11 protein-coding genes and 2 pseudogenes are annotated in these 17,964 nt (G+C 72.0%); 7 read left to right on the forward strand and 6 right to left on the reverse strand.

What is annotated here, in order from left to right; all coding sequences use genetic code 11:
• Nucleotides 1–11 precede the first annotated feature (11 nt).
• From AB0I54_RS05405 to AB0I54_RS05415, 3 genes are read left to right on the forward strand one after another with little or no spacing between them, the layout of a single operon-like run.
• Nucleotides 12–1,538, forward strand: a complete 1,527-nt coding sequence (locus AB0I54_RS05405) for a VWA domain-containing protein (RefSeq protein ID WP_363294559.1) — start codon at nt 12–14, stop codon at nt 1,536–1,538.
• Complete coding sequence (locus tag AB0I54_RS05410) at nt 1,535–2,551, forward strand: hypothetical protein (RefSeq protein ID WP_363294560.1); 1,017 nt, start codon at nt 1,535–1,537, stop codon at nt 2,549–2,551. The genes AB0I54_RS05405 and AB0I54_RS05410 overlap by 4 nt, the downstream gene beginning before the upstream one ends.
• Complete coding sequence (locus tag AB0I54_RS05415) at nt 2,548–3,828, forward strand: ABC transporter substrate-binding protein (protein ID WP_363294561.1); 1,281 nt, start codon at nt 2,548–2,550, stop codon at nt 3,826–3,828. The genes AB0I54_RS05410 and AB0I54_RS05415 overlap by 4 nt, the downstream gene beginning before the upstream one ends.
• A 33-nt stretch (nt 3,829–3,861) precedes the next feature.
• Here AB0I54_RS05415 and AB0I54_RS05420 read toward each other — a convergent pair whose 3' ends face one another.
• Nucleotides 3,862–5,016, reverse strand: a complete 1,155-nt coding sequence (locus AB0I54_RS05420; protein ID WP_363294562.1) for a magnesium and cobalt transport protein CorA — start codon at nt 5,014–5,016, stop codon at nt 3,862–3,864.
• A gap of 209 nt (nt 5,017–5,225) precedes the next feature.
• On the opposite strand from AB0I54_RS05420, the gene AB0I54_RS05425 reads away from it, so the two are divergent.
• Nucleotides 5,226–6,359: a winged helix DNA-binding domain-containing protein gene (locus AB0I54_RS05425; protein WP_363294563.1), complete on the forward strand. Its 1,134-nt coding sequence runs from the start codon at nt 5,226–5,228 to the stop codon at nt 6,357–6,359.
• A gap of 121 nt (nt 6,360–6,480) precedes the next feature.
• On the opposite strand, the gene AB0I54_RS05430 is transcribed toward AB0I54_RS05425, so the two are convergent.
• The 3 genes from AB0I54_RS05430 to AB0I54_RS05440 all read right to left on the reverse strand — a co-directional run bounded on the left by AB0I54_RS05430 (nt 6,481) and on the right by AB0I54_RS05440 (nt 11,302).
• A complete protein-coding gene (locus AB0I54_RS05430; RefSeq protein WP_363294565.1) occupies nt 6,481–7,272 on the reverse strand; it encodes a serine protease in 792 nt (263 codons plus the stop codon).
• A 205-nt stretch (nt 7,273–7,477) separates the two neighbouring features.
• Entirely contained in the window at nt 7,478–10,324 is a 2,847-nt protein-coding gene (locus AB0I54_RS05435; RefSeq protein WP_363294566.1) for an AAA family ATPase, read from the reverse strand.
• Nucleotides 10,325–10,468: 144 nt separating this feature from the next.
• The gene (locus tag AB0I54_RS05440; protein ID WP_363294568.1) at nt 10,469–11,302 is read right to left on the reverse strand and encodes a LuxR C-terminal-related transcriptional regulator; all 834 of its coding nucleotides are present in this window, start codon (nt 11,300–11,302) and stop codon (nt 10,469–10,471) included.
• 126 nt (nt 11,303–11,428) lie between these two features.
• Between AB0I54_RS05440 and AB0I54_RS05445 the strand changes: the two genes are divergently transcribed.
• Nucleotides 11,429–13,099 carry an AMP-binding protein gene (locus tag AB0I54_RS05445; RefSeq protein ID WP_363294569.1) on the forward strand — a complete coding sequence of 557 codons (1,671 nt, stop codon included), beginning with the start codon at nt 11,429–11,431 and terminating at the stop codon, nt 13,097–13,099.
• Nucleotides 13,096–14,712 carry an AMP-binding protein gene (locus AB0I54_RS05450; protein ID WP_363294570.1) on the forward strand — a complete coding sequence of 539 codons (1,617 nt, stop codon included), beginning with the start codon at nt 13,096–13,098 and terminating at the stop codon, nt 14,710–14,712. Before AB0I54_RS05445 ends, AB0I54_RS05450 begins: the two co-directional genes overlap by 4 nt.
• 1 nt (nt 14,713) lies before the next feature.
• On the opposite strand, the pseudogene AB0I54_RS05455 reads toward AB0I54_RS05450, so the two are convergent.
• Both AB0I54_RS05455 and AB0I54_RS05460 read right to left on the reverse strand, forming a co-directional pair.
• Nucleotides 14,714–15,091: pseudogene (locus tag AB0I54_RS05455) on the reverse strand (hypothetical protein); the annotation flags it as partial.
• Nucleotides 15,092–15,652: 561 nt separating this feature from the next.
• A pseudogene (locus AB0I54_RS05460) lies at nt 15,653–15,904 on the reverse strand (hypothetical protein); the annotation flags it as partial.
• A gap of 199 nt (nt 15,905–16,103) precedes the next feature.
• Here AB0I54_RS05460 and gcl point away from each other — a divergent pair.
• A complete protein-coding gene (gene gcl / locus AB0I54_RS05465) occupies nt 16,104–17,888 on the forward strand; it encodes a glyoxylate carboligase (protein WP_363294571.1) in 1,785 nt (594 codons plus the stop codon).
• Nucleotides 17,889–17,964 lie beyond the last annotated feature (76 nt).

Raw genomic sequence — 17,964 nt, forward strand, 5'->3', positions numbered from 1 at the left:
GGAACACAGCGATGAGCGAGGCCGGTGGCATCGAGGTGACGCTGGCGGTCGGCCAGAACAAGTACCTGTCCGCCGTTCCGACGGCCGCCGGACCGCCCAGGGACCAGGAGATGCACGCCATCCTGGAGATCGGGGTCACCCACACCGGGGCCGGACCGCTGCCGGGACGGCCCGGCGGCTCGGGGGCCGCACTCGCCGAGGTGCTGATCATCGACACCTCCAGGTCGATGCTCCACCCCGACACGAAACTGCGCGCCGCGAAGGACGCCACGGTGGCGGCCGTACGACTGCTGCCCGACCGCACCGCCTTCGCCGTGCTGTCCGGCCGCTTCGACGCGACCGTGGTCCACCCCGCCCCCGGCGCCGAGGCGATGGCCGTCGCCGACCCGCGGCAGCGCGAGGCCGCCGAGTACGCCGTACGCGTCCTGGACGCCGACGGCGGCACCGCCATCGGCACCTGGCTCGACCTCGCCCGCCGGCTGCTCAACGGACAGGACGCCCCCATCAAGCACGTCCTGCTGCTCACCGACGGCCGCAACGAACACGACGACCGCGCCGCCATGCGGCTGGACACCGCGCTCGACGCCTGTGACGGCCGGTTCATCTGCGACGCCTGGGGCATCGGCGACGGCTGGGACGCCGACGTACTGCTGCGCATCGCCCGGCGACTGCACGGACGGGCGGCCGCGGTCCGCCATGAATCGGAACTACCCGCCGCCTACGAGGAGTTGGTCAACGGCCTGCTCGGCACGGCCGTCCCCGAGCTGCGCATCCGGCTCGTCCCCACCCCGGGCACGGTGATCCGGCAGGTCAAGCAGGTCGTGCCGGCCGAACAGGAACTCCTCACCGTCAGCACCGGATCGGGCGAGCGCGGAGCCGAGTACGTCACCCGGGGCTGGGGCGACGAGGTCCGGCACTACCAGGTCGTCCTCACCGCCGACCCGTCCGGCCGGGACCTCGGCGAGGACCTCCAGCTCGCCGCCGTGGAACTGCTCGTCCCCGACTTCGGCCGCACCGTGGGGCTGCCCGCGCCGCAACCGGTCCTGGTGCACTGGACCGACAATCCCGCCGACGCCTCCCGGCAGCACCCGGGAGTCCGGCGCCACCAGCTGTACGAGCAGTCCGGCGCGGCCGTGGCCCGGGCGTACCGGGCGTGGCTGCGCGGCGTGGACGGCCGGACGGAGGCGGACGCCGAACTCGGCCGGGCCTGGGCACTGGCGCGGGAGCTCGACGACCCCCAACTGCTGCGCGCCCTGCGGCAGATCACGGACGAGGGGCAGGAGCCCGGGGGCCGGGTCGGCGTGCGCGACGGGCTCAAGGACGTCGACTGGCAGCATCTGATCCTCTCCAGCGCCATGACCACCCCACCGGACCCGGCGGCCGCCGCGCAGCAGCCCCCGGCCGGACCTGACACCCCTGGCGCGTCCGGTGAGGGCGGCGAGGAGCTCGTGGAGTGCCCGGACTGCAAGTGGCTCGGCCCGGCGGGCTCCCTGTACTGCGGCGGCGACTGCGGCAGACGGCTCGGGGAGTCCGTATGAGCACCGGCACCCCGCCCCGGGACACGAGAGCATCTGCCGCGCCCGGCTCCCTGCCCCGCCTTGTGGAGCGGGTCCTCGGCGGCCGGCACCGCCCGCCGCACGGCGCCAGCACGACCGCCCACGACCTGTCCCTGCGCCGCCGGCTGCTGCTGGGACTCACCGCCGTGCTGACCGTCTGCCTCTTCGTCTCCTACGAGGGGGTGCACGGCGACGCCGACCCGCTGCGCACCTCCAGCGTGCCGGGCGTCCTCGCCGTCGACACCGCGCGGTACGCGCTCGCCCGGGCCCAGCAGGAGGCCACGGCCACCCCACCGTCCACCAGCGAGTTCCAGAAGCAGATCTCCGTCGCCGCCCGCAGTCTGGCCGTCGCGGCCGCCGACGACGTGGGCGGGCCGGCGGGCCGGCAGGCCCTGCAGACGGTCGCCGATCTGATCACCGTGTACCACGGCATGGTCCAGAAGGCGCAGCTCGAACCCGCGGGCGTGCTGCGCGACGCCTACCTCAGGTATGCGAGCAGCGTCCTGGAGGACAGGCACTCGGGCATAAGGACCCGGCTGGATCAGCTGCAGAAGGACCAGCAGGGCGTGATGAAACGGCAGACGAGCTTCGGCTGGACGCTGTGGCTCGGCTGGAGCGTCGTCGTGCTCCTGGTCCTCGCCCTGGCGGCGGCCCTGCTGGAGACGCAGGTCTATCTGCGCCGCCGGTTCCGGCGCAAGTACAACCGCGAACTGCTCGCGGCCGGCGCCCTGCTGGTCGTGGGGGTCGTGACCCTGACGCTGTTCACCCTGTGGACGCACGAGGGCATGTCGGACACCCGCGGGCTGCTCCACGGGCAGCTGTCCGAGCCGTCCGCCATCACCGAGGCGGGGCGGCAGACCGCCGCGAACCTGGCACACACCGGCTTCCGCGCGGCGGCGGCCGTATGGATCGTGATCGGAGGGGGCCTGCTCATGATGCTGGCCGAGACCGGCCTGCGACAGCACATCAACGACTACCGGTTCAGGCCGCGGTGAGCGCGCCCCGGTCGACCGTCCGCACGGTCACGGTCGTGGCGAGCTGTCTGGCCCTGCTGGCGGCCCTCGTCGTCGTGGGCGTCCGCGTCTACGGCCGGGAGCCGACCGTCACCCTGCTGGCCAACTGGACGGGCGAGGACCAGAGGAACTTCGAGGAGGCGGTGATCGCCCCCTTCGAGAGCAAGTACCACATCCGCGTCGACTACCAGGGCAGCTCCGCCGAGAGCCAGGTGCTCAGCTCCGACGTGGAGGCGGGCACCCCGCCAGACGTGGTGGTGCTCACCGGGCCCGGTGAACTCGCCGCGTACGTCCGCCAGAACCAGCTGAAGGCCCTCGAAGGGCTCATCCCCAAGGGGGACTTCAGCGAGTCCTGGGCCACCCCGATCGACGGCCATGTGTACTGGTTCCCGCTCAAGGCCGACCTGAAGAGCATCGTCTGGCACCCCGGCGGCATGACCGGGCAGCAGGTCCGGGACGCCGCCCGGCAGCCGGGCCAGTGGTGCCTGGGGATGGGCTCCGGAGCGACCAGCGGCTGGCCCGGCACCGACTGGATCGAGGACATCCTCCTCCAGCAGTCGGGCTGGCAGACGTACCAGAAATGGGCGCGGGGCGAGATCCCCTGGGACTCCGACGCGGTCCGCAACGCCTGGAAGAAGTGGGGGACCATGGTCGGAGCGGGCCGGAAGCCGGACGACCTGGTCCGGCGCGCCCTGCTGACCGACTACCAGGACGCCTCCGCGTTCGTCACCAAGGATCCGCGGCAGTGCAGCCTGGAGCACCAGGCCTCGTTCATCCGCAACTCCTCCGACTCGTGGAAGCGGGTCGACGGTCAGTACGTGGCCTCCTCCCGGCTCCTCGGCAAGGGCGACTCGGAGGCATGGGAGGTCTCCGGCGACCTGGTCGCCCTCCTGCACGCGACCCCGCAGGCGAAGAGGCTGATCGGCTACCTCGCCTCCGCCGAGGCGCAGCGGGCCTGGAGCGCCAAGGAGTCCGGCTTCTCCGTGGACGCCAAGGTGCCGCTGGAGACGTACGAGCCGGTGACCGCGTACCGCCACTCGCTCGCCACCACCCTCCTCGACCGGCGGGCGGTGCACTGCTTCGACGCCTCCGACGCCATGCCGCCCACGGTGCGCGACGCCTTCGCCCAGGCGACCATCGAGTTCCTGGCCCGCCCCGGCGACCTCGGGTCCCTGCTGAAGTCCCTCGACACCCTCGGCCGCAAGCCGGGCCTGACCTGGCTCCCCTCGGTCTGCGACCGGGTCCCGCCGGCGGACTGAGCGCGATGGGCGCACCGCGTCCGGCCGCCGGAGCTACAGCCAGTCCTTGCGCTTGAAGATCAGATACAAGGTGACGCAGACGACCCCCATCAGACCGACGGCGAAGGGGTATCCGAGGGCCCAGTGCAGCTCCGGCATCTCGCGGAAGTTCATGCCGTAGATCGTTCCGACGAGGGTGGGGGCGAAGAGGATCGCGGCCCATGCCGAGATCTTCTTGACCTCCTCGTTCTGCTCGAATCCGGCCTCCGCCAGCGCCCGCATCTCCGCGTTCTGCTGCTGGCTCACCAGGGTCGCGTTCACGGTGAGGATCTCCGTGAGGGCCTGGCGGAAGCCGTCCACGCGCTCGCTGATGTGGGTGACGTGGTCGGCGACGTCGCGGAGGTAGCGCTGGAGCTCCTCGTCGGTCTCGTACTTGGCGAAACCGGCCATCAGACCGTGCAGCATGCCGACAAGCGGGCGGGTGGCGCGCTGGAACTCGACCATCTCGCGGGAGAGTTCGTAGATACGGCGGGAGACCTCGGGGGCGCCGCGGAACACCTCGGTCTCGATCTCGTCGATGTCGTTCTGGACCCCCGAGACGACGGGCGCGTAGCCGTCGACGACCGCGTCGAGGATCGCGTACAGCACCGCCTCCGGGCCGAGTTTGAGCAGGTCGGGGGAGTCCTCCATACGGCCGCGGACCGCCGAGAGGTCGGGAGCGGCGCCGTGCCGGACCGTGATGACGAAGTCCGGCCCCACGAAGACGTGCAGTTCGCCGAAGTCGACCTCCTCCGGCGCGTCGAGATACCGGGCGGCACGCAGGACGACGAACAGCGTGTCGCCGTACCGTTCCAGCTTGGGGCGCTGGTGCGCCTCCATCGCGTCCTCGACCGCGAGCGGGTGCAGATCGAACTCGGCGGCCAGGGAGAGGAGTTCACCCTCGGTGGGGCGGGCGAGCCCGATCCACGCCATGCCGGAGGGCTGCTTGCGCAGTTCGCGGTAGGTCTCGGTGAGCGTGGCCGGGGAGGAGACGCGCACCCCGTCGCGGTACAGGGCCGCCTGGACGATGCTGATGGGCTCGACGGCCTCCCCGCCCGGGGCTCGCGCCGGGGGTGCGGGTGGTACGGCGGCCGGCGGCTGGTTCAACGCGCGACGCCAGACGGACTTGCGGTGGTTCTTCTCGCCGGAGCCGGCGCGTCGCTCATGCATCGCGGCTGCCTCCCGGTCGAGCGTGTGTCGGGGTGATCACGCAGCAGGATATACGGGGGGATGCTTCGGGTCCCTGCCGCCCGGAAGCGTACGTGGCCCCGGAATGCCGCGCTGGCCGTAGCAGCGGCCGCCGTGGTCACGGCGACCCTCGTCCCCCATCAGAAGGTTGCGGACAGAAGGTGTCCGCAAGCGGCACTAGCGTACGGTGCATGACGAAGCGGAGCACTACGAAGCGGAGCATCACGAAGGTGGCCCTCGCGCCCTCCCTCGACACCCGTGCGTTGAACCGTGCGACCCTTGCCCGGCAGTTGCTGCTGAGTCGTGCGGCGCTGTCCGTCGGGGGCGCCGTGGAGCATCTGCTCGGGCTTCAGGCGCAGAACGTCAAGCCTCCTTACTACGCGCTCGCCGCCCGGCTCGAAGGCTTCACCCCCGAGGCGCTGTCCCGGCCCATGGCCGACCGCGAGGTCGTCCGCATCGTCACCATGCGCTCCACCATCCACACCCACACCGCCGACGACTGCCTCACCCTGCGGCCGCTCGTCCAGGCCGCCCGGGACCGCGAGCTGAACGCCTTCCGCAAGGGGCTCGCCGGTGTCGATCTGGACCGTCTCGCCGTGCTCGCCCGTGAGCTGGTCGAGGCCGAGCCGCGGACCATGGCGCAGTTGCGCGAGGCCCTGCTCGCCGAGTGGCCGGGCGCCGACCCCCAGTCCCTGTCCATCGCCGCCCGCTGCAGGCTCCCGCTCGTGCAGGTCACCCCGCGCGGGCTGTGGGGCAGGAGCGGGCAGGTCGCCCTGACCACTGCCGAGCACTGGCTGGGCCGTTCCGCCGAACCCGCCCCGGCACCGGACGCGACGGTCCTGCGCTACCTCGCCGCCTTCGGACCGGCGTCCGTGAAGGACATGCAGACCTGGGCCGGACTCACCCGGCTCCGCGAGGCCTTCGAGCGCCTCCGCCCGCGGCTGGTCACCTTCCGGGACGGCAACGGCGTCGAACTCTTCGACCTGCCCGACGCCCCGCGCCCCGACCCGGACACCCCGGCCCCGCCCCGCTTCCTCCCCGAATTCGACAACCTCCTCCTGTCCCACGCCGATCGCACCCGGGTCGTACCGCCCGAGTACTGGGGCCGCACCTGGCAGGGCAACCAGGCCCACCGCACCCTGCTCGTCGACGGCTTCGTGGCGGGCGTGTGGAAACTGGACGGTGACGCACTCCTGATAGAGCCCTTCGGGACACTCACGAAGGGCCGGCGGGAGAAGGTGGCCGAGGAGGGGGAGCGGATGCTCGCCGTCATGCATCCGGGGGAGTCGTACGACATCCGCTTCGGCAACGTCGTACGAACGTGAGAGTCCTCGGTCCGCGTACGACCGCGTGAACGCATGGAAAGGGGGGCGCTGCGGGCCGCTCGTGGTGGCTCGCAACGCCCCCCTGGTATCTACCTGAGGGGTTCTCAGGAGTTGTTCTGGGTTACGAGTTGACCTGCGTGGTCACCAGGTTGGAGAAGGTGGTCAGCCGGGTGTACACACCCGGGTAACCGGCCTCCGCGCACCCCTCTCCCCAGGAAGTGATCCCTGCCAGGGCGCCCCCGATGAGCAGGGGACCGCCGCTGTCGCCCTGGCAGGTGTCTACGCCACCGGACGAGTTTCCGGCGCAAACCATGTCGGTCTGGACGAAGTCCGAACCGTAGGAGCTGCGGCAGGTCGAGTCGGCCACGATCGGCACGGTCGCCGTCCGCAGCTGGTTGGAGGAGCTGCCGCTCTCCGAGGTGGTGCCCCAGCCGAGGATGCGGGCCGTGGTGCCGGCCGCGTACACACCCGTCTGGGAGGAGGAGACGTACGACGCCGTCGTGTACGGCATCGAGGTGGACAGGGTCAGCACGGCCACGTCGTCGCCGTTGGTGGCGTCCGTGTAGTCCGGGTTGACCCAGATCTTGCTGACCTTGCTGACCGTGCCGTTCGTCCCGTTGAGGTAGGTCCGGCCGCCCACGACGCGGACGTTGCCGGTGCTCTCGCCGACCATGCAGTGCGCGGCGGTGATCACCTTCTTGGCGCCCACCAGGGTGCCGCCGCAGAACTGGTTGCCCGACGCGTCCGTGATCTGCATGACGAACGGGTACGCGGTCGTGGTGGTCGTCGTGCCGCCGACGATGGGCTGTGGAGCCGCTGCAGCGGTGGGGGCGCTGAGCAGTGCGGTCGCCGCGGCCGCGGCGGTCGCCGCGACGACGGCAGCGGTTCTCTTTGCGCGGTTGAGCCCGAACATGAGTCTCCTCAGTGGGGGTGGCCGGTGGGGGGAACGCGCGGGTGGGGGGTGTGAGCACGGGGGCCTCGGGACAGGCCCCCGTATGCCCGGGCGAGCGGCACGCCCTTAAGCTATGGGCCGGTACACCCTCCGCCCAATGAGGGAACCCCCTAGGGGAGTAGGGCAGGGAAAACCCTCGGTCCGGCTCAGTTAACCGGCAGCCTTCCTACTTCGCGCGCCGTCCCGCCGCCAAACGGACTATGTCCACGCGTGAACGGATGCCCAGCTTGCGGTACACCCGGGTCAGGGTCGCCTCGACCGTCTTCACACTGATGAACAGGCGCGCGGCGATCTCCCGGTTGGTCGCGCCCTCCATGACCAGCGCCGCCACCTGACGCTCCATCGAGGCCAGCCCCTCCAGCCCGTCGAGGCCGCCCAGGGCCGCGGCCGCGGCCGCCGCCGGCTCCGGCTCGGGCGCCGCGAGGGCCGCGTCCACCTGGCGCAGCCAGGGCAGCGCCCGGCAGCGCCGGAACAGCCGGGTGGCCTCGTCGTACGACGCCGAGTTGGGGCGGCGCACCCCCTCGGCAGGCCCGGGCAGCCCGCCCCGCAGCGAGGCCAGGGCGAAGGCGGCACGCGCCTCCTCCAGGCCGTACCCCAGTTTGGCCAGCCGGTCCTGAGCGGACGTCAGCTGGGACTCGGCCGCCTCGTGGTCACCACGCGCCGCACGCACCAGGGCCTCGGCCCGGTCCAGGACCGCGAGGACACTCTCCCGGCCGAGCCGCAGCGCGTGCTCCCGGGTGACGTCGATGACGTCCTGCGCCTCGGCCGGTTCACCGATCCGGACGAGCGCCTCGGCGAGGTCGCCGTGCCAGCGGCCTCGCGCGGGGTCCGTGATACCCAGGCCCCGCTCCAGCTCTCGGACCCGGCGCAGCGAGCGGACCGTGCCCGCCGGGTCCCCGGCCACCAACTGGGCGTATCCGAGGGCGCCCAGGGCCCGGGACAGATACATCTGGTCACCGTCCTCCTCGGCGTGCTCCACCGCCTCCCGGGCCAGCGCCAGCGCCCGGTCCACGTCCCCGCCGGAGGCCTCGGTGAGCGAGGTGAGCATCGCGGAGGCGGTCTCGCCGATCCCGGAGTCCCGGGCCAGCCGGAGGCTCTCGCCGGCCAGGTCGAGGGCCCGGCCGCAGTGCCCGGCGCGCAGCTCGGTCTCGGCGAGGCCGCGCAGGAAGTGCACCTCGCTCTCCACCGAGCCGCGCCGGCGCACCTCGCGCAGCAGCGCGGTGACCGTCGCCCGGGCCTCGGCCAGCTGGTCGCCCATGACCAGCCAGCGGAACCGGGCGCTGCCCGCGCCGTTGTGATGGCAGGCCACCTTCGGGTCCTGGGGCTCCTTCAGCGCGCGCTTGATGGTCGCCGGGGCGGCCGGGTGGCCCATGAGGGTCTCGGTCTGGGCCTGGAAGGCCAGGGCCAGCAGTTCGGTGCGTCGGTCGGCGCCGCGCTCGGCCAGCTCCGCCGCGTGCGCGGCCGCCTCGCGGGCCTCGGTGAAGTCGCCCTCCACGATGAGGGCCCGCCAGGCCAGCTGGTAGTGGACCAGGGCGAGCAGCCGCGGGTCCTCCCCGGCGTCGGCCAGGGCCTGCGGGAAGACGGCGTCGACCTCCGTCATGGTGTGGCCCGCCGTGTCGATCACGATGATCCAGGCCCGCACCCGGTCCGCGGGCACGGTCGCCCGGGTCAGCACCTCGCGGGCGACGTCCCGGGCGAGGTCGACCTCGCCGGCGGTGATCGCGTCCTCGGCGGCCTGGAGCCGGCGCTCGTCCGGGCCGGGCACGGTGCCGGCCGGGGTGTGACGGGCGGCGAGCAGGCCGAGCTGCGCGGCCACGGACGGCGCGCCCCGGTCCCGGGCCTGCGTGGCCGCCTCGGCGAGCCGGGCGGCCACCTCCGGATCGGTGCCGGTGGTGGCCAGGGCCAGATGACGGGCGCGCTCGATCGGGTCGGAGGCCGCGGTGGACAGCGCCGCGTGCGCGGCACGCCGTTCGTGCGCGGGCGCCTCCGCGTAGAGGGCGGCCGATATGAGGGGGTGCGCGAAGCGCACGGTCGGGCCGTCGGGGTCCGTGGCCAGCAGCCCGAGTTCGGCGGCCTGGGCGCACTCGGCCTCCACGTTCTCCCGGCCGGCCGCGAGCAGCAGCGCCGGGGTGGGACGCGCGCCCGCGCTGGCCACCAGCAGGGTGCGGCGCGCCTCGACCGAGAGCATGTCGAGCCGGCTCAGCACCAGGGCGCGCAGCGAGGTGGGCACCGGCAGCGGCTCGCCCGGCCTGGGCGGGGTGGGGTTCTCGGCGAGGGCGCGGCCGAGCTCCAGGGCGAACAGGGGGTTGCCGCCGCTGGTGCGGTGTATCTCGCGGACCGTGGAGCGGGGCAGGCCCGTGTAGCCGCGGTGGTCCAGGAGCGCGGAGACCTGGTTGCGGGAGAGCGGGTCGAGGCGTACGGCGACGGTGTCCGGCGGAGAGGCGCGCAGATGGCGGTCGTACTCCTGGCCCTCGGTCCGGACCGCGCAGAGCAGCTGCACCGGGGTGCCGCCGAGGCGGCGGGCGGCGAAGCCGAGCAGCTCCGCGCTGGCCGGATCCAGCCACTGCAGATCGTCGGCGACGATCAGGACGGTGCCCTCGGCGGCCAGGGCGCGCAGCGCGGACAGCACCGCGAGACGCAGGGCCAGACCGTCGCGTTGCAGGGTGGATTCGCCGCGGCCGGTGAGCGCCGACTCCAGGGCGGTGCGCTGGGCCGCGGGAAGCCGGCCGGAGACCTGGTCGAGGACCAGACCGAAGAGGTCGGCGAGGGCGAGGAAGGGAAGGTGCGATTCGGACTCGGTGGCCGAGCAGCGCAACACGGTACGGGCCGCGCCGGCGTATTCCGCTGCCAATGCCCGCAGGACGGTCGATTTCCCTATTCCGGCGGGGCCGTGCAGGAGCACACTGCCGCCCGAGGTGAGCTGCTCACGGGCGGCGCCGAACGGCTCTTCCCGGCCGATGACCAGGTCGGGGCGGCATCTCGCAGGCTCCTGGAAGTCCCGTCGCACGGTCACCGCTCCCCTCGTGTGTCGTGTCCGGCCCAAATTCTAGGCAACGAACCTTGAAATTCGGACGGAAGGCGTGGTGAGGGAGATAACAGAGGGTAGGCACAGGGCAATTCAGGGTGCCCACCGATGAATAGGCAGGCTTCCTTGCGGTTAGGGCAGCAGCCCCGACCGGCGTGCCGTCGCCACCGCCTCCCCTCGCGTGTGGGCGCCCAGTTTGCGCATCGCCGAGCGAAGATAGCCCTTGACCGTCTCCGGGCGCAGCCCCAGCCGCTCCGCCACCGCCGCGTTCGTCGCGCCCTCGGCCACACAGGCCAGGACGTCCAGCTCGCGCGGCGCCAGCACGACACCCCTCGCCGGATTCGACGCGGTCAGCAGACCGCAGGCGGCGAGGAGTTCCTCCCGCAGCTGGGGGTCCGCGATCCGGGGCGCCAGGGCACGCAGCGCCGCGTGCGCCTCGCGCACCTGCTCCCAGGCGGCGTTCGCGTCCGTGTCGGCGGCCGGCTCCGCCCGGGCCGCCGTCAGCAGCCCGCGCGCCTCCTCCCGTACGACGAGCGCCTGCTCCACGTCCCGGGCCACCGCCACCGCCGAGTTCAGCGTGCGGTCGCCCAGCGGCTGGGCCGTGCGCAGGGCGCCGTAGATCACGCCCCGCACCCGGCGCCGTACCACCACCGGCACGGCGAACACCGAGCGGATGCCCTCCGCGGCCACCGGCGCGTCGTACTCGTGGCTGATCTGCCGCGACGAGGAGTAGTCCGTCACCGCGCACGGGCGGGCCAGCGCCACCGCCTTGCCGCCCAGGCCGTTGCCCGAGGTCACCGCGAGCGAGCGCAGGGCCGCGGTGTTGGTGCCGCTCAGCTCGCTGATGCGTATCTGCAGCCGGCCGGACTCGACCAGGCCGCCGAAGGCGACCGGGAGACCGGTCGTGCGCCGGAGCCGGGCCAGCGCACTTCGTATCTCGACCGCCCCCGCGGGGTCTGCTGCCACCTGTTTCACCCCTTCGTCGCGGCTTCCGTGCGACCCACACCCCCATTCGGGGGTAGTGAGACCTGCATCACGGATTACACGATGCCAGAGAGCCGCCCGGCAATGGTCCGGCACCTAGGAGGACAGATGACGACGGCCACGGAGCTCTTCCGCACGGCGCGGGACTTCCTGCTGGAACACCGCGAGGATTACGCCACGGCCTACGAGGGCTTCGCCTGGCCGCGCCCGGAGCACTTCAACTGGGCCCTGGACTGGTTCGACGTCATCGCCGACGGGAACGACCGCAGCGCCCTGCACATCGTGGAGGAGGACGGCGCGGAGACCCGGCTGTCCTTCGCCGAGCTGGCCGACCGCTCCGACCGGGTCGCCAACTGGCTGCGGGCGCGCGGTGTCCGGGCCGAGGACCGCATCCTCGTCATGCTCGGCAACCAGGCCGAGCTGTGGGAGACCGCGCTGGCCGCGATGAAGCTGCGCGCCGTCGTCATCCCCGCCACCCCGCTGCTCGGCCCCGCCGATCTGCGCGACCGCGTCGAGCGCGGCCGGGTCCGGCACGTACTCGTCCGCACGGCCGACACCGGCAAGTTCGACGAGGTGCCCGGCGACTACACGCGCATCGCCGTCGGCGGCGCGCCCGAGGGCTGGCAGCCGTACGAGGACGCCTACGCCGCCTCCGCCGACTTCACCCCCGACGGCGAGACCCTCGCCGACGACCCGCTGATGCTCTACTTCACCTCGGGCACCACCGCCCGCCCCAAGCTGGTCGAGCACACCCATGCCTCGTACCCGATCGGGCACCTGGCCACCATGTACTGGATCGGCCTGAAACCCGGCGACGTCCACCTCAACATCTCCTCGCCCGGCTGGGCCAAGCACGCCTGGTCCAACCTCTTCGCCCCGTGGAACGCGCAGGCCACCGTCTTCATCCACAACTACACGCGCTTCGACGCGGCCCGCCTGTTGTCCGAGATGGACCGGGCCGGGGTCACCACGTTCTGCGCCCCGCCGACCGTCTGGCGCATGCTCATCCAGGCCGACCTCACCCAGCTGCGCACCCCGCCCCGCGAGGCGGTGGCCGCCGGTGAGCCCCTGAACCCGGAGGTCATCGAGCAGGTCCGCCGGGCCTGGGGCGTCACCATCCGGGACGGCTTCGGGCAGACCGAGACCGCCGTACAGGTCAGCAACAGCCCCGGCCAGGAGCTGAAGACCGGCTCGATGGGCCGGCCGAGCCCGGGCTACCGCGTGGAACTGCTCGACCCGGTGTCGGGCGCACCGGGCGTGGAGGAGGGCGAGATCGCGCTCGACCTGTCCGTGCGACCGGTGGGCCTGATGGCCGGCTACCACGGCGACGCCGACCGTACGGCGGAGGCGATGGCCGGCGGCTACTACCGCACCGGCGACATCGGCTCCCGCGACGCCGACGGCTACATCACCTACGTGGGCCGCGCGGACGACGTCTTCAAGGCCTCCGACTACAAGATCAGCCCCTTCGAGCTGGAGAGCGCCCTGCTGGAGCACGAGGCGGTGGCCGAGGCGGCCGTCGTGCCCGCGCCGGACGAGCTGCGGCTGGCCGTGCCCAAGGCGTACATCGTGCTCGCCGAGGGCTGGGAGCCCGGACCCGACACCGCCAAGGTGCTCTTCGAGCACTCCCGCGAGATCCTCGCCCCCTACAAGCGCATCCGCCGGCTGGAGTTCGCCGAGCTGCCCAAGACCGTCTCCGGCAAGATCCGCCGGATCGAACTGCGCGAGGCCACGGCCGCGGGTTCGGGCAACGAGTACCGCGAGGAGGACTTCCGGTGAGCGGAACGTCGGAGCTGTCGTACACGCACGGGACGAGCGGGACCGTCCTGCTCGGGGACACCATCGGAGCCAACCTGGACCGGGCCGTCGCGGCCTGGCCCGACCGGGAGGCGCTCGTCGACGTGCCGTCGGGGCGGCGCTGGACGTACGCCGAGTTCTCCGCGGACGTGGACGCGCTGGCGTACGCCCTGCTGGCGAGCGGGGTCGCCAAGGGCGACCGGGTGGGCATCTGGGCGGTCAACTGCGCCGAGTGGGTACTGGTCCAGTACGCCACCGCCCGCATCGGCGCGATCATGGTCAACATCAACCCGGCCTATCGCACCCACGAGGTCGAGTACGTCCTCAACCAGGCCGGGATCTCCCTGCTGTTCGCCTCCCTCAGCCACAAGACCAGCGACTACCGGGCGATGGTCGAGGAAGTGCGCGGCAGCTGCCCGCGGTTGCGGGAGGTCGTGTACATCGGCGACCCGAGCTGGGAGGTGCTGCTGCGGCGCGGGACGCCCGACCGGGCCGAGGAGCTGAGGACCCGCGGGCACGAGCTGTCCTGCGACGACCCGATCAACATCCAGTACACCTCGGGCACCACGGGGTTCCCCAAGGGGGCCACCCTCTCCCACCACAACATCCTCAACAACGGCTTCTTCGTGGGTGAGTCGATCGCCTACAGCGAGCAGGACCGGATCTGCATCCCGGTGCCCTTCTACCACTGCTTCGGCATGGTGATGGGCAACCTCGCGGCGACCTCGCACGGCGCGTGCATGGTCATCCCGGCGCCGTCCTTCGAGCCGAAGGCGACCCTGGAGGCGGTCCAGCAGGAGCGCTGCACCTCGCTCTACGGCGTCCCGACCATGTTCATCGCGGAGCTGAACCTCCCCGACTTCGCGACGTACGACCTGTCGTCGCTGCGCACCGGGATCATGGCGGGTTCGCCCTGCCCGGTCGAGGTGATGAAGCGCGTGGTGGCCGAGTTGCACATGGAGGAGGTCTCCATCTGCTACGGCATGACGGAGACGTCCCCGGTCTCCCTGCAGACGCGGATCGACGACGACCTGGAGCACCGCACCGGCACCGTCGGCCGTGTCCTGCCGCATCTGGAGGTCAAGGTCATCGACCCGGTGGACGGCGTCACCCAGCCCCGGGGTGTCGCGGGCGAGCTGTGCACCCGCGGCTACAGCGTGATGCTCGGCTACTGGAACGAGCCCGAGAAGACCGCCGAGGCCGTCGACCCCGGACGCTGGATGCACACCGGTGACCTGGCGGTGATGCGCGAGGACGGGTACGTCGAGATCGTCGGCCGTATCAAGGACATGATCATCCGGGGTGGCGAGAACATCTACCCGCGCGAGATCGAGGAGTTCCTCTACGGCCACCCGAAGATCAGGGACGTCCAGGTGGTCGGGGTGCCGCACGAGAAGTACGGCGAGGAGGTGCTCGCCTGCGTCATCCCGCACGACGCGGCCGATCCGCTGACGCTGGAGGAGCTGCGCGCCTTCTGCGAGGGGCGGCTCGCGCACTACAAGGTCCCCAGCAGGCTGCAGATCCTCGACTCCTTCCCGATGACGGTGTCCGGGAAGGTGCGCAAGGTCGAACTGCGGGAGAAGTACGGCGCGTAGCTCAGGCGCCGGTGGCGTTCAGGTCGTCGGCGAGGCTGTTCGCCGGCTGCGGGGTGCCCGTGAGGTCCAGGACGAACAGGGGGATGCCCAGGGAGTCGGCGCGGGCACGGGCGTCGTCGGTGTACCCGGCGAGGGAGAAGTAGACGCAGTCGGTCGACTCCACCATCGCCGTCAGCCACAGGCACTCCACGTCCCGCAGGGAGGCCGGGCTGACGGTGGGGTCCACCTGGGCCACGACCCCACGGGCGGCGAGCCCCACACCGGACGGCGGCCGCTGATCGGCCCGCCGTATGTTCCGGTAGCCCAGCCACCGCAGATAGAGCGCGGCGACGGTGACGGCGTCCCGTGCGGAACGAATGGCAATGGGCTGAAAGGGACGCCGCCGCTGGGGGGATTTGGACGCGGGGGATGACCCGGGACCGCGGCGGCCGGGGGCGGGCGGTGATCCGGGGCCGGTGCGGCCGACGTCCGCAGCGGGGCGGCCGGGGTTTGCGACGGGGTCTGTGGCGGGACGACTGGGGTTTGCGCGCGGGTCTGTGGCGGGGCGGCCTGGGCCGGTGTGCGGGTCCGTGCCCGAGCGGCCGGGGCCCGGGTGCCGGTCGTTGCCGGAGTGGCCGTGGGGTGCGCGGCGGCCCGTGCCGGAGTGACCGGGGGCGTCCTTCGCAGGTGCGTCCGCACCGGCGCCCGTGACCGGCCCTGCCTCCGCGTCCCCGCTCGGGCCGCCGGCTGAGCCTGGGCCCTGGCCCGCGTCGGCGTCCGCTTCCTCCGAGCCAGTGTCGAGGTCCGCGTCTGCTCCCGCCGCCGTACCCGAGTCCGTGCTCGCGCCCGCGCCCGCGCTCCGGTCTGAGCCGTCGCCTCCCCCCGCACCTGCACCGAAACCCGTGTCCACCCACGTGTCCATGCCCTTGCCGGAGCTGTCCTCGCCGGGGCGTCCGCCGGTGACCGGGATGCGCAGGACCGTGCCGCAGCCGCAGCCCAGTTCCGGCTGGGGCCACTCGTCGTGGCGTCCGCAGGACGGGCAGCGGACGGTGATCCAGTCCTGGTCCCAGACGCGATGGGTGACGGCGGTCGCCGCGGCCCCGCGGTCGAGCGGTGGCGCGATCGCCGCGCCGCACGCGCAGGGATACGACGGCGCGGTGTAGACGTGCTCGCGCCGACAGGCCGGACAGCGCACCGGCACGCTCTCGGGCATGGCCGACTCCAAGGCGTCGCGTCGGGACAGCGGTCCCCATCGTGCTCCTGCCGGACCCCGCTTGTCCCACTCTTGACGACCTTTGGGCACCCACTTACATTGATTCCAGATAGTAGAAGTTAAATTCCGCAATGCGGAAGCAAGCTCACCGCGGGGCGCGACGGGAGTACGCATCCGACAGCCGAAGCAGGAGTACTCGATGGCTCGTATGACCGCTGCCCGCGCGGCAGTTGAGATCCTCAAGCGCGAGGGCGCCACCGCCGCGTTCGGTGTGCCGGGCGCGGCGATCAACCCCTTCTACGCGGCGCTCAAGACCTCGGGCGGCATCGACCACACCCTCGCCCGCCATGTCGAGGGCGCCTCGCACATGGCCGAGGGCTACACCCGCACCCACCCGGGCAACATCGGCGTCTGCATCGGTACCTCCGGCCCCGCCGGCACCGACATGATCACCGGCCTGTACTCGGCCATCGGCGACTCGATCCCGATCCTGTGCATCACCGGCCAGGCCCCGACCGCGGTGATCCACAAGGAGGACTTCCAGGCCGTCGACATCGCCTCGATCGCCAAGCCGGTCACGAAGATGGCGGTCACCGTGCTGGAGGCGGCCCAGGTCCCCGGCGTCTTCCAGCAGGCCTTCCACCTCATGCGCTCCGGCCGCCCCGGCCCGGTCCTGATCGACCTGCCGATCGACGTCCAGCTCACCGAGATCGAGTTCGACCCGGAGACGTACGAGCCCCTCCCGGTCTACAGGCCCGCCGCGACCCGCCCGCAGATCGAGAAGGCGATCGCGCTGCTCAACGCGTCCGAGCGCCCGCTGATCGTCGCCGGCGGCGGTGTCATCAACGCCGACGCGGCCGAACTCCTCGTCGAGTTCGCCGAGCTGACGGGTACTCCGGTGGTCCCGACCCTGATGGGCTGGGGCGTCCTCCCCGACGACCACGAGCTGAACGCGGGCATGGTCGGCCTGCAGACCTCGCACCGCTACGGCAACGCGACCTTCCTGGAGTCCGACTTCGTCCTCGGCATCGGCAACCGCTGGGCCAACCGCCACACCGGCAAGCTGGACGTCTACACGGCCGGCCGGACGTTCGTCCACGTCGACATCGAGCCCACCCAGATCGGCAGGATCTTCCCGCCCGACTACGGCATCGCCTCCGACGCCAAGGCGGCGCTGGGGCTCTTCGTCGAGGTGGCGCGGGAGCTGAAGGCGGCGGGCAGGCTGCCCGACCGGTCCTCCTGGGCCGCGGCCGCGCAGGAGAAGAAGGCGACCCTCCAGCGCCGTACGCACTTCGACGACATCCCGATCAAGCCGCAGCGCGTCTACGAGGAGATGAACAAGGCCTTCGGACCGGAGACCCGGTACGTCTCCACCATCGGCCTCTCGCAGATCGCCGGCGCCCAGATGCTGCACGTCTTCAGGCCCCGGCACTGGATCAACTGCGGCCAGGCGGGCCCGCTCGGCTGGACCGTCCCGGCCGCGCTGGGTGTGGCGAAGGCCGACCCGGAGGCGTCCGTCGTCGCCCTGTCCGGCGACTACGACTTCCAATTCATGATCGAGGAGCTGGCGGTCGGCGCCCAGCACAGGATCCCGTACGTCCACGTCCTCGTGAACAACTCCTACCTGGGCCTGATCCGCCAGGCGCAGCGGGCGTTCGACATCGACTTCCAGGTCAAGCTGGAATTCGAGAACATCAACTCGCCCGAGCTCGGCGTCTACGGCGTCGACCACGTCAAGGTCGCCGAGGGCCTCGGCTGCAAGGCGATCCGCGTGACCGACCCGAACGAACTCGGCGCCGCCTTCGAACAGGCCAAGAAGCTCGCCGCCGAGTTCCAGGTGCCGGTCGTCGTCGAGGCGATCCTGGAGCGCGTCACCAACATCTCCATGTCGACCACCAATGACATCTCCGCCGTGGTCGAGTTCGAGGAACTGGCCACGGACCCGTCCCACGCACCCACGTCGATCAAAACCCTGAAGGTCTGACCACCGGAAGCAAAAGGGGGGCGGCTCGTCCGGGGGGGACGGGCCGCCTGTTTTTTGTAGGTGCGAAGCACCACCA

It is taken from the genome of Streptomyces sp. NPDC050625 (assembly GCF_040654755.1).
In the GTDB taxonomy this organism is placed as follows: domain Bacteria; phylum Actinomycetota; class Actinomycetes; order Streptomycetales; family Streptomycetaceae; genus Streptomyces.

What these genes read in the sequence shown, in the direction of transcription:
- AB0I54_RS05410 (WP_363294560.1), top strand. Translation starts at nt 1,535, where the DNA reads ATGAGCACCGGCACCCCGCCCCGGGACACGAGAGCATCTGCCGCGCCC.
- AB0I54_RS05445 (WP_363294569.1), top strand. Translation starts at nt 11,429, where the DNA reads ATGACGACGGCCACGGAGCTCTTCCGCACGGCGCGGGACTTCCTGCTG.
- AB0I54_RS05420 (WP_363294562.1), bottom strand. Translation starts at nt 5,016, where the DNA reads ATGCATGAGCGACGCGCCGGCTCCGGCGAGAAGAACCACCGCAAGTCC.
- AB0I54_RS05405 (WP_363294559.1), top strand. Translation starts at nt 12, where the DNA reads ATGAGCGAGGCCGGTGGCATCGAGGTGACGCTGGCGGTCGGCCAGAAC.
- gcl (WP_363294571.1), top strand. Translation starts at nt 16,104, where the DNA reads ATGGCTCGTATGACCGCTGCCCGCGCGGCAGTTGAGATCCTCAAGCGC.
- AB0I54_RS05430 (WP_363294565.1), bottom strand. Translation starts at nt 7,272, where the DNA reads ATGTTCGGGCTCAACCGCGCAAAGAGAACCGCTGCCGTCGTCGCGGCG.
- AB0I54_RS05425 (WP_363294563.1), top strand. Translation starts at nt 5,226, where the DNA reads ATGACGAAGCGGAGCACTACGAAGCGGAGCATCACGAAGGTGGCCCTC.